The 10,601-nt window shown below is 63.2% G+C and carries 10 protein-coding genes and 1 tRNA gene; 3 read left to right on the top strand and 8 right to left on the bottom strand.

Features of this window, described 5'->3' with window-relative positions; translation table 11 throughout:
• A partial coding sequence (locus LQT98_RS15120) for a SelB domain-containing protein (protein ID WP_231463260.1) occupies window positions 1-940 on the top strand: 940 nt, incomplete at its 5' end.
• A 12-nt stretch (window positions 941-952) separates the two neighbouring features.
• On the opposite strand, the gene LQT98_RS15115 is transcribed toward LQT98_RS15120, so the two are convergent.
• Complete coding sequence (locus LQT98_RS15115) at window positions 953-2,680, bottom strand: ATP-binding response regulator (RefSeq protein WP_082150997.1); 1,728 nt, start codon at window positions 2,678-2,680, stop codon at window positions 953-955.
• A 33-nt stretch (window positions 2,681-2,713) separates the two neighbouring features.
• Window positions 2,714-3,214, bottom strand: coding sequence for an oxidoreductase (locus tag LQT98_RS15110; RefSeq protein WP_156183830.1), 501 nt, complete (start codon window positions 3,212-3,214; stop codon window positions 2,714-2,716).
• Between the two features lie 587 nt (window positions 3,215-3,801).
• Here LQT98_RS15110 and LQT98_RS15105 point away from each other — a divergent pair.
• Window positions 3,802-3,896: transfer RNA gene (locus tag LQT98_RS15105), tRNA-Sec, on the top strand.
• Between the two features lie 3 nt (window positions 3,897-3,899).
• On the opposite strand, the gene LQT98_RS15100 is transcribed toward LQT98_RS15105, so the two are convergent.
• The 6 genes from LQT98_RS15100 to flgA form a co-directional block, all read right to left on the bottom strand.
• Window positions 3,900-4,139, bottom strand: a complete 240-nt coding sequence (locus tag LQT98_RS15100; protein WP_231463258.1) for a hypothetical protein — start codon at window positions 4,137-4,139, stop codon at window positions 3,900-3,902.
• A gap of 108 nt (window positions 4,140-4,247) precedes the next feature.
• A complete protein-coding gene (locus LQT98_RS15095) occupies window positions 4,248-5,585 on the bottom strand; it encodes a DEAD/DEAH box helicase (protein ID WP_231463256.1) in 1,338 nt (445 codons plus the stop codon).
• A 109-nt stretch (window positions 5,586-5,694) separates the two neighbouring features.
• Window positions 5,695-6,615, bottom strand: a complete 921-nt coding sequence (locus LQT98_RS15090; RefSeq protein WP_231463254.1) for a CobD/CbiB family protein — start codon at window positions 6,613-6,615, stop codon at window positions 5,695-5,697.
• 185 nt (window positions 6,616-6,800) lie between these two features.
• On the bottom strand, window positions 6,801-7,265 hold the full coding sequence (locus LQT98_RS15085) for a flagella synthesis protein FlgN (protein ID WP_048409620.1): 465 nt from the start codon (window positions 7,263-7,265) through the stop codon (window positions 6,801-6,803).
• Window positions 7,266-7,288: 23 nt separating this feature from the next.
• Window positions 7,289-7,585: a flagellar biosynthesis anti-sigma factor FlgM gene (flgM, locus tag LQT98_RS15080; RefSeq protein ID WP_048409619.1), complete on the bottom strand. Its 297-nt coding sequence runs from the start codon at window positions 7,583-7,585 to the stop codon at window positions 7,289-7,291.
• 126 nt (window positions 7,586-7,711) lie between these two features.
• Window positions 7,712-8,389 carry a flagellar basal body P-ring formation chaperone FlgA gene (flgA, locus tag LQT98_RS15075; protein WP_048409618.1) on the bottom strand — a complete coding sequence of 226 codons (678 nt, stop codon included), beginning with the start codon at window positions 8,387-8,389 and terminating at the stop codon, window positions 7,712-7,714.
• Between the two features lie 149 nt (window positions 8,390-8,538).
• Here flgA and LQT98_RS15070 point away from each other — a divergent pair, with 149 nt between their 5' ends.
• Window positions 8,539-10,572, top strand: a complete 2,034-nt coding sequence (locus tag LQT98_RS15070; protein ID WP_231463252.1) for an autotransporter outer membrane beta-barrel domain-containing protein — start codon at window positions 8,539-8,541, stop codon at window positions 10,570-10,572.
• The last annotated feature ends 29 nt before the right edge of the window (window positions 10,573-10,601 follow it).

Genomic DNA, 10,601 nt, shown 5'->3' with positions numbered 1-10,601 from the left:
GCTGGCGGAACTGGCGCTGGACCGTCCGCTGCACCTGGCCGACGGCGACCGGCTGATTCTGCGCGACGCCGGCGCGCAGCACACGTTGGCCGGGGCCGTGGTGCTGGAGCGGCAGCCGCCGACGCGCGGCAAGCGCCACGCTGAGCGGCTGGCCTATCTGCGCGCACTGGACGCCGCCGGCGGCGATGATGCCGGCCAATTGCGCCTCCGCCTGCAACGACAAGCGCTGTCCTTGCCGGAACTGGCCTGGGACCGCCAGCTGAGCGAAACCGGACTGACGCGGCTATTGGACGCCGCGCCCTTGCAAATCGCCGGCCAGCACGCCTATGCGCCGGAACACTGGGCACGCTTGCAATTGCAGTTGCTGGAACGACTGCAAGCGCTGCATCTCCAGCAACCGGATCAATTGGGCGCCAGCCGCGGCCGCATGCGCCGGCTGGCGCTGCCACTGGAAAGCGAGGCCGCGGTCAATCTGATGATCGATCAGCTGCTGGCATCGGGAAAGTTGCTCAATACCCGCGGCTGGCTGCACCTGCCCGAACATGTGCTGGCCTTCACTCCTCAAGAGGCGGTGCTATGGCAGCGGCTGGAGCCCGCCTTCAGCACCGACGGGCAGGCTTGCTGGGTGCGGGACTTGGCCGCTCTGGGCGGCGTGGAGGAAGAGGAAGCGCGCGCCTTGCTGCGCAAGGCCGCGCGGCTGGGTCATGTGCACGCGGTGGTGCCGGACCGCTATTTTTCCGGCGCCGCGATCCGGCATATGGCCGCCGTGGTACGCGACTTGAACCAGCAGGCCGGCTACGCCGACGCCGCCAATTTCCGCGATCAGTTGGCTTGCGGCCGCAAATTGGCGATCCAGGTATTGGAATATTTCGACCGCAGCGGTTTCACCCGCCGCCTGGGGGACAAGCATCTGCTGCGCGAGGCGCAGCTATTCGATTGAAGCGCCGGCGCGCTATTCCAGCGCCCGGCCCAGCACCGCGCGCAGCCGGCTGATATCGAAGGGTTTCTCCAGCTTGGCGGTGAACCAGTCGGCGCGGGGGTCGGCGTACTCCTCCGGATAGGCCGTCATCGCGATGATCTTCACCCCGCGATGACGCACGCTGCGCTTCAGGGCCTCCGCCACCGAGTAACCGCTCTCATTGCCCAGCTGCATGTCCAGCAGCACCACATTGAAGCGGGACTGCTGGATCTTCTGGCAGGCCTCGGCCACCGAGCTCGCCGTCGACACCGCGTAGCCGTTCATCTGCAGGCAATCGGAAAACGGCTCGCGGATATTCTTGTCGTCGTCCACCACCAGCACCGAGCGCTCCGGCGCCGGCTCTTGGTCCGGCACCACGATGGGCAAGCGGACGATGAACTCCGAGCCCACGCCCACCACGCTCTTCAGCTCCAGTTCGCCGCCCAGCAGCGACACCAGCTCCTTGACCACCGCCAGGCCCAGGCCGCTGCTGCCCACCCGGCGCGCATGGCCTTGGAAGAAGGGCTGGAAGATCCGCGATTGAAACTCTTCCGGCACGCCGATGCCGGTGTCTATCACCCGGATATCTAATATGTTGCGGCCATCGGCGCCGTCCACGCCGGCCTCCACCGTCACCGTTCCGCTGTCGGTGTAGCGGATGGCGTTGGTCAGCAAATTGCCGACGATCTGCCGCAGGCGGCCGCTGTCCAGCTTCACCGCCGGTGGCAATTCACCCAGCCGCACCAGCAAGCCCAGGCCCTTGCCGTCCAGTTGCGCGCGATGCAGGTCTATCACCTCGTTCAGCGTCGCCGCCACGTCCACATCGCTGATATGCAGCCGGAACTGCATGTTCTTGATCGCGGAAATGTCCATGATGTCGCGCACCTGGGTCATCAGGTGGGCCATGCAGGTTTTCAGCCGCCCCACCGCCTTGCCGGCCTTGCCCGCGGGGTCGATATCCGGCTCGATCAGCTCCACACACACCTGCATGGTCTGCAGCGGCGAGCGGATCTCGTGGCTCAGCGTGGCCAGGAAGGTGGTGCGGTCCAGCTCTGCGTTCACCGTGGCCTTGTGCGCGGCCCGCTCCTGCTCCAGCAATTGCTGGCGCGAGGCGGCCTCGCGGCGCGCGCCCTGGTAGCGGTACAGCAGCACGAAAATCACCATGCAGATGCCGCCCAGCGCGAACCACAGCGAGGCGATCAATTGCTGGTTGTAGCGCAGGTCCTTGTTGCGCGCGTCGCGCGAGGATACTTCGGTCACTCGAGCCTGCACCGCGAACTCGGCGAGGGACGGCCGTATGCTGTCGATGCGGTCGATATTCTGCTGCGCGGAAGCGATGCTGGGATGCAGGATGTTCTGGTCTTCGAAGAAGTCCTGCAGCAGGCTGGCGGTGCCCTTGAAGCCGTCGACGCGGCTGAGCATCTGCTGCATCTTGGACGGGGTGGTGAAATCGAGGAAGCGGCTATTGGCCACCTCCAGCCGCAGCTGCGCCTGCGCTTCGGAAATCTCCCCCGCCTTCAGCCGCAGCAGATCGGCGCGCGCCTTTTCCAGCTCCAGCTGCATCTGCGCCACCGACCAATACAAGTCCTCGCTGCGGCCTTCAAAGCCGCGCGCCGGCACATAGCGTTCTATCGCCATGTAGACGCCCACCGCCAGCAGCAGAAAGCCCAGCAGCGCGATCGCCGGAAGCCCCTTCCAGGCGGACAGCATCGATTTACTCATCTCGCGCTCCCGTCCATCCCGCGCCGGCCGGCATCAAAACACCACCAGGCGGTTGATCTGCCAGACCAGCTTGGCGTCCATCGCCGGTCCTTTCTTGTCCTCCGGCATCTGGTCCAGCGGGTACATCAGCCACAGTGGGCCGCGATTGCCTACATCCAGCGGCTTGTGATTGACCGAACGCGCCAGCACCACGTCGAAGTCGTAGAACTCGCGGCTGTCTATCCAGTACACATAGTCGTTCAGCGCGCGCAGCTTGACCTTCTGGCCGCTGGCGCCCACCTTGGCCAGGATGTCGCGCATCAGTGGGCCGCTGAACACCGATTGCGGCGTCCAGGTGGTACGGGTCACCACCGAGTGCTGCTTCAGGCTCCGCAAATCCTGTTCACGGAACTCGTATACATTCTTTTCCTTGTCGGTGAACTGGCTGATCTTGCCCGACACCGTCAAAATCACCGGCCCCGGTTCGGCATGAAGCACCGCGACACAACACGCCAGCGCCAAGCCGCTCAATCCCGTCTTCCAACTCTTCCCCATGCCACGCTCCCAGCCACACCCGTCCCGCGGTCATTGCAGCTGGGCGTTCCCCGCGCCGGCAATGACATCAACGTATCAATTTGCAGAAACTTGAATGAATAAATCTAACTAGAACAAAAATGCCATTAAAATATCTGTTCAATATATCAAGCCCCTAGTCAAAACACCATGCGCCCCCCTGTCTACCAGTCCGATGGGACAGTTAGCCGCTGTGATACCTCCGCGCCGGAACGGCGCAAATAAAAAAGCGGCCCAAGGCCGCCCTGTGTATTCCGGCGCCGGATTCAGCCGGCTCGGGTCCTACTTGCCGCGGCGCAATCCAGGCCGGCCGGCGACATGACAAAGTTGGATAAACTGGGACAGAAAGTGCTTCATGCTGATTTCCTTTATTCTCGGTAGACAGAACGGCGCCGCGCATTCTTGGTGACGCAGTCGGCGACTCCACCAGTCTAATGGCATGATGCACTGCGGTAAAACGCATTTTATTGATGGGGCATAAAATTGGCTTATCGCGATTCCGCGATATAATGCGGCTTGGCGTCATCCCGACGCCTGCGCCTATCGCCGCTTGACGGCGATTCCTCAGAGGAAGAGACGCGTCCCCGGTGGGGCGGCTGGTCTTCAAAACCAGATGGGGCCGCCAGCGGTCCCGGGCAGGTTCGACTCCTGTTCTCTTCCGCCACTCTTACTCTGTCGGTTTGACACCCAGGCACAGCCGGCAATTGCACTGAATCGCGTGGCGGCTTACTAGCGCGCGCAAGCGCTGCAGACGTTGCGCTTCCACCAGCATCACCGACACCTCGGCCGGCGCTTCCTTCACCCTGGGCTCGCTGGCGATCATCGGCCCGCAACCCGCCGTTGCCGCCGCGCCAACACCCAGCATCACTCCGCTCGCCCCAGCCATCTGCAGCCATTTCACTGACATCGCGTTTCCTTTCGCAACAGGCTTTCCATTGCCGGACACATCCAGCCTGCAGCGCCGCAAGCGATAAAAAAACGGCCCTGAAACAGGACCGTTCTTGGCTTGCCGCAATCAGCGGATGATTTCCACCTTGTAGCGCGGTGGCAGCAGCAATGCCGGAACTTCGCGCTTGGTCTTGCGGCTGCGGCGGCTATTCAAGGGCTTCTTCACGCCCTCGGCGCCCGCCAGCGCCGAAGCCTCGGGCTTCGCGACGGCGCTCGCTTGCGGCGCGGGACGCTCTTGCGGACGCGGCGCCAGCCAAGACGGACGGAAACCGTCGACGATCTGCGGCGTCAGCGTCAGCTTAGTCAGCTTCTCGATAGACTCATGCTGGCGGGTTTCTTCCGGCGACATCAGCGAAATCGCCACGCCCTTGGCACCCGCGCGGCCGGTGCGGCCAATACGGTGCACATAATCTTCCGGCGCGTTTGGCAGCTCGAAATTGACCACATAGGGCAGCTCCGTCACATCCAGGCCGCGCGCGGCGACATCGGTGGCCACCAGCACGCGCAGCTTGCCTTCCTTGAACGCGGCAAGGGTTTCCAGCCGCGCGCCTTGGGCCTTGTCGCCATGAATGGCTTCGGCCTGCAGGCCATCGCGCTGCAATTCGCGCGCCAAGCGGTCGGCGCTGAGCTTGGTCTTGCAGAACACGATGACCTGGCTCATATCGCGCGACTTGATCAGATGGCTCAGCAAGTTGCGCTTCTTGAACGCGTCCACCGAGTAGACGATCTGCTCGACCTGGTCGTTGGTCGCGTTCTGGCGCGCCACTTCCACGGTTTGCGGCGACTTCATGAAGTCGGAAGCCAAACGCTTGATCTCCGGCGCGAAGGTCGCGGAGAACAGCAGGGTCTGGCGTTCCTTGGGCAGCATGCCCATGATCTTGCGGATATCCTGGATGAAACCCATGTCCAGCATGCGGTCGCCTTCATCCAGCACCAGCACTTCCACCTTGTTCAACTGAATCGTCTTCTGCTGAATGTGGTCGAGCAGGCGGCCCGGCGTGGCGATCAAAATCTCGACGCCGCGGCGCAGTTCCTGCGTCTGCGGGTCCATATTGACGCCGCCGAACACGGTGGTGGCTCGCAGCGGCAAATACTTGGTATAGGTTTTGACGTTGACGCCGATCTGATCAGCCAGTTCACGGGTGGGCGATAGCACCAGCGCGCGCAACGGGTGCATGGCCGGCGATACGCTGGTATTGGCGTATTTCTTCAAACGCTCGAGGATGGGCAGCATGAAGGCCGCGGTCTTGCCGGTACCGGTTTGGGCGGCGGCAAGCAAATCGCGGTTGGACAATACCAGGGGAATCGCCTTTTCCTGAATAGGGGTGGGCTGGGAATAGCCCTGCTCTTCGATGGCGCGCAGAATCTCGGGCGACAGCCCGAGTTCGGAAAACAGCATGGACAACACTCCTGCAAAACTCGCGGGGCCTGTTGCGCGCATGCGCCAACACGCCCTCGTATTCAAATGACACGAACCGACAAGGCAACGCCGCCCTAACGGCGGCGTTGGGTCGTCAGCCCATGAGGCTTGCGACGCTGAGCAGCAGAATTACGGCCAGCCATAGCAGGGCGGAGCGCCAAACCAGACCAACCGCGCTTTTCAGGTAGTTGGGGTCGGCCTCATCGCCCAAGCCCAGTTCGGGCCGGAAGCGTAGCGAGTAATCCTGTCTGAGCGGATCGCCCAATTTCACGCCTATCGCGCCCGCGGCCGAAGCCAGCAGAATGCCATTGGCGTAGTTGCCCCAGGTCTTGGCCTGGGAGCGCCAGCAATACACCGCGTCCTCGAAGTCGCCCATGATGGCGAAGCTGGCGGCGGTCAAACGCACCGGAATCCAGTCCAGCCAAGCGGCGGCGCTGGCCGAGAAACGGCCGAACGGGTCTTCATTGACGTCGCGGTTGCCCCATTTCTGATTCAGCATAGAACAAAGGCGATACAACAGGGCCCCAGCCGGTCCCGGCAGCAGCACGAACCAGAACATGGTGCCGAACACATGGCGGTAGCTGTCCACCACCCCTTGCTCGATCGCCAGCCGCGAGATTTCCTCGACCGACAATTCCGCCGTGCCCTGCCCGGTCCAGTTCGCCAGCGCCACGCGGGCATCCAGGTCTCGACCCTCGGCCAAGGCCAGGGATATCTCGGAGAACGCGCTGGAAAAGTGGCGGAAACCCATGGTCAGGTACAGGACCAGGACATTCCACAACATCGCCAGAATGGGACTCAAAGCATGCAGCGCATAGTAGATCAGCAAACTGAGCAGCACCGCCGGCACGATGGCCAAGGACCACGCCAACACGCCGTGTCGATTGGAGCCGGCATTCAGATTGCGTTCCAAATGATTGGCGTAGCGGGTGAACAGCAGCCAGACGCGGTTGCGGTTGCCCAGCGGCCGCAGTTGCTCCAGTGCCAGAGCGATAATCAAGGAAATCAGGGTCATTGGTTCTGGATAGTGGTTTCTCAGGCCCGGAGTGGAAGATACCATAAAGACCCTGCCATTCCCACTTCTCCTTGAGAATAGACTCTAAAAACCGCGAGTGGCCGGCAAGCCAGCCACGCAGAAACGACAAGAGCGCCACTCGGGCGCTCTGTGATGACGGTGCTGACGGCGAGCTTTGACAAGCGCTAGGCGGAGCCCAGAAAGCGCCGCCCAGTGGCTAGCTCCGGCAACTGACCGGCCTTGTCGTAACCGACGGTGGAAGCCGCCGCCTCGCGCAGGGTGCTCAGCGCGCCCTCCACCAGCGACAGACGCTGGTCGATGAAATTGCCGTTGAGCTGGTTGATGCTTTGCGCGCGCTGGATCGCCTCTTCCAGCCCGGTCCAGGCCAGACTCGCCTCCGGCTTGTCCGCCAGCCAGATATAAACGGTCTCGCTATCCTGCACGCCTATCTGCCGCATCAGCTCGCCGCGCTGCGCGGCGCTGGCCGCCAGCAGGTCCAGCACGCCGCTCTTGCTTTCTGCCAAGGCATCCAGTTGAACATCGAAGCCCTTGATCAGGATTTTCTGTTCCTGCTCCAGCAATGCGACCAGCCGGGCGACGAGATCGCTCTCGGCCCGGCACAGTTGGGTGAATTCTTCAACAACGTTCATGCCTGACTTTCACTACCTAGCCGCTAACGCGCCAGCAATTCCTTGGTGGAGGCGATCAAGCCGTCGGCGATCTTTTCCGGATTGACGCTGAAAGTGCCAGCGGCGATGGCGGATTTGATCGCGTCCACTTTGCCGGCGTCGAAGCCGGAATCGCTGCCCACCTTGCTCTCAACGGCGCTGAGGCGGCTGGCAAGGGGATTGATCGTCACGCTGTCGGACCCCGCGCTGGCAGGGTTGGCGCTAGCCGCCGCGTCCCGCTGCACAGTCTTGTTCTGGGCGCTATAGCTGGCCGGCAGCTTGCCCGAGTTATCTACTTTCATGGCGTAGCCTTCCCAAAGGGAACCTGAGTTACCTTTATTATCGGACGGAAAAACAATATCTTGAAGACTTTATCGGAATTATCCGGTCAAGCGCCTCGCCAAGCAACGACAAAACGCCGCTCGGCTTCAAAATATGACCATGACGCTGCCGTCGGCCAGCACTTGGCCGCGAATCACCCGGCCGGAAGTCATGCGCACCGACACCTGCTCGCCCTCGGCGGCATTGCCAATCGCCAAACCATCCGCCGCCGCGGCGAAGCCCTCGCCCGAGGCCACCACTTTCACGCGCTGATTGCTGCGCACAAGGTAGGGCGCGCGCACCATGAAGCTGCGCAGCCAGGCGCCGGCCGGCGCGCCAGTACGCATGGTCTTGCCTATCGCCTGCTGCAAATCGTCCAGCACATTACGCGCCAGGCTGGGGTTGGCCACATCGATCAGCCGTACGTCCTCGGCGCTCAGCACCTCGCCGGCGGCCACCGCGCGGCTTAGCGCCACGCCCATTTTCTTTTCGTTGATCCGCACCGGAATTCTCAAGGCCCAGCCCTGTTCCGGGCAGGAAACCGAGATGAAGGTGGCGCCGGTGGTCACGCCCGGATTCGCCCAGTCGGCCTTGGGCTGGACGCAGGCCGGCACGGCCAGCTTGCGGTCCAGCTGCCCCAGCGTCCAGGTAGCGGGGCGCATCGACAGCTCGTGCTTGAGGAAATCACCCGCCAGCGCTTCCAGCCGCCCCAGGTCCTGCGTGCCCGCCGCGCATGCCAAAACAGCCCAGGCGCAGCAGATCATCCAGAGAAATAAACGTTGCATTCCCCCATTCTAGCGCAAGCCGCGCCCAGGCCACAGCCGCCTCCGTCATTGACATCCGCGCGCCAGATTCAAATAATCGTTCGAATAGAGCTTAGACTCTTAAACCTAAATCAATAATTCAGCACATAAAACCGGAAGGGGACATTCCAATGAAAAAACGCCTGAACACGCTGGCGCTGGCCACTCTGCTGGCGATGCCGGCCGCCGCCAACGCCTATAGCAATTTCTATTTCTTCGGCGACAGCCTGACCGACACCGGCGCCTTCGGCGGCCTGGGCGGCCTGCCGGCCAACGCCCGCTGGACCCTGGCATACGGCACCGGCTGGGCCGAGGCGCTGGGCCAGCGCTATGGTCTGAGCGTGACGCCCAATAACGCTCTCAACAGCCATATCGCCAATACCGCCGGCAACAACTTCGCCCAGGGCGACGCGCGTGCGCAGCCGGCGAGCCCGCCCAACACCAATCCCGACACCCCCAGCCAAACGCCGGCACCCGACGCGATCCAGGTCACCGACTTGCCGGGCCAAATCAGCGCCTATCTTGGCCAGAAAGGCCAAAAGGCAGATCCCAACGCCGTTTACGCGGTATGGATAGGCGGCAACGACGTCATCGCCGCCGCCGGCCAGAGCAACCCGACGGCGTATCTGGGCTCCTCCGCAAGCTATACCGCGCAAGCGGTGGCCAGTCTAAAGGCTGCGGGCGCCAACACCATCATCCTGCCGAATCTGCCGGATATCTCGGCGGCGCCGCTGGCGGTGCTCGGCGCCATCCAGAACGCCTTGCCCGGAGCGGCTAATGCCGGCAAAGTGGCCACCGCCTGGGGGGCCGCATGGTATGTGCTAAGCACCGGCCAGACCAGCAATTCCCCGACCTTGATCAATCAGGCGCTGAGCCAGGCGGAAACCGCCGCCGGCTTGAGCGCCGGCACCTTGACCTCCGCCTATGCCGCGGTACAGCCCAATCTGCAAAAAGGCGCCAGCGGCTACAATCAGTTGGTGGATATGGCGCTCAGCGCCGGCAATCTGCAACATGGCGTGGTCAGGGCCGATATCGCCGGCCTGTTCTCGGAGATTCTGGCCAATCCGCGCGCTTACGGCTTCAGCAACACCTCCGGCTCGGCCTGCCCGCAATCCGCGCTGTACTGCCTGGCCGCAAACGTGCCGGGGCAGAACTATATGTTCACCGACGCGCTGCACCCCACGCCCGCCGCCTACCGGCTGATCAGCGATTATCTCTACGGCTTGCTGCAAGCGCCCTATTTCGCCGGCGCGCTGCCGGAATCCGCCTTGAACAACGCCCGCCAACTGGGTGGAACGCTGGACAGCCGTTACCAGGCCATCCGCGCGCAGAAACGCGAGATCGGCACCGTCAGCGCCTTTGTCAGCGGCGCCTTCAATGACGACAAGGTCGGCTACGATGCGCTGTCCGCCAAGCCGCAAGGCCGACTATACACGGTGGGCATGGACTTTCAGGCCAGCCAGGCGCTGAGCCTGGGCCTGGCGATGTCGCGCCAGAACGGCAAGACCGACATCAACGGCATCGCCACGCCGGGCAGCGTCGACGACCGCAGCACGCTGATGAGCGCGCTGTTCAGCTACAAGCAGGAACGGTTCTGGGTGGACGGCGACGCCCATATCGGCGCCGGCGACATCGACACCAGCCGCAATGTGACGCTGGGGAGCGTGCAAGTCGCGCTGAAAGGCAGCGCGCGCCAAAGCCAATACGGCCTGCGCATCAACGGCGGCTACAGCTTCCCGCTGGGCGCTTACCGCACCGGCCCTATCGCCGGCCTGGATTACGCCCACGTCAAGGTCAACGGTTTCACCGAGCAAGGCGGCAATAGCAGCAGCATGGCCTTCAACGCGCAAAACAACACCTCGCTGGTGGCTCGCGTGGGCTGGCAGCTGGAGGCCGACATCGGCCGTTTCAGCCCCTACGCCAAGGTTAGCTACGCGCACGAGTTCAAGCGCGACGACCGCGTGGTCACCGCCGGCGTGGCCAATACCCTGGGCGACTACAGCGTGAACCTGGGCAAGCCCAAGGCGGATTGGCTGGAATGGACCGCCGGCCTCAGCGCTCAGTTGAACAAGAGCGTGTCGATGTTTGGCCAGCTCAGCGCCATCAGCGGACGCAGCGGCAGCGGCCAGACCGCCGGCAATATCGGCGTGGCGCTGTCGTTTTAAGCGCTCACGGCATAAAAAAACGGCCCCTT

It is taken from the genome of Chromobacterium aquaticum (assembly GCF_021129195.1).
Taxonomy (GTDB): Bacteria; Pseudomonadota; Gammaproteobacteria; order Burkholderiales; family Chromobacteriaceae; genus Chromobacterium; species Chromobacterium aquaticum.
Note: the sequence above shows the minus strand (reverse complement) of the source record. Positions and strands in the feature narration are given on the sequence as shown.

What these genes read in the sequence shown, in the direction of transcription:
- LQT98_RS15090 (WP_231463254.1), bottom strand. Translation starts at nt 6,615, where the DNA reads ATGACCCTGATTTCCTTGATTATCGCTCTGGCACTGGAGCAACTGCGG.
- LQT98_RS15100 (WP_231463258.1), bottom strand. Translation starts at nt 4,139, where the DNA reads ATGTCAGTGAAATGGCTGCAGATGGCTGGGGCGAGCGGAGTGATGCTG.
- LQT98_RS15085 (WP_048409620.1), bottom strand. Translation starts at nt 7,265, where the DNA reads ATGAACGTTGTTGAAGAATTCACCCAACTGTGCCGGGCCGAGAGCGAT.
- flgM (WP_048409619.1), bottom strand. Translation starts at nt 7,585, where the DNA reads ATGAAAGTAGATAACTCGGGCAAGCTGCCGGCCAGCTATAGCGCCCAG.
- LQT98_RS15070 (WP_231463252.1), top strand. Translation starts at nt 8,539, where the DNA reads ATGAAAAAACGCCTGAACACGCTGGCGCTGGCCACTCTGCTGGCGATG.
- LQT98_RS15115 (WP_082150997.1), bottom strand. Translation starts at nt 2,680, where the DNA reads ATGAGTAAATCGATGCTGTCCGCCTGGAAGGGGCTTCCGGCGATCGCG.
- flgA (WP_048409618.1), bottom strand. Translation starts at nt 8,389, where the DNA reads ATGCAACGTTTATTTCTCTGGATGATCTGCTGCGCCTGGGCTGTTTTG.
- LQT98_RS15110 (WP_156183830.1), bottom strand. Translation starts at nt 3,214, where the DNA reads ATGGGGAAGAGTTGGAAGACGGGATTGAGCGGCTTGGCGCTGGCGTGT.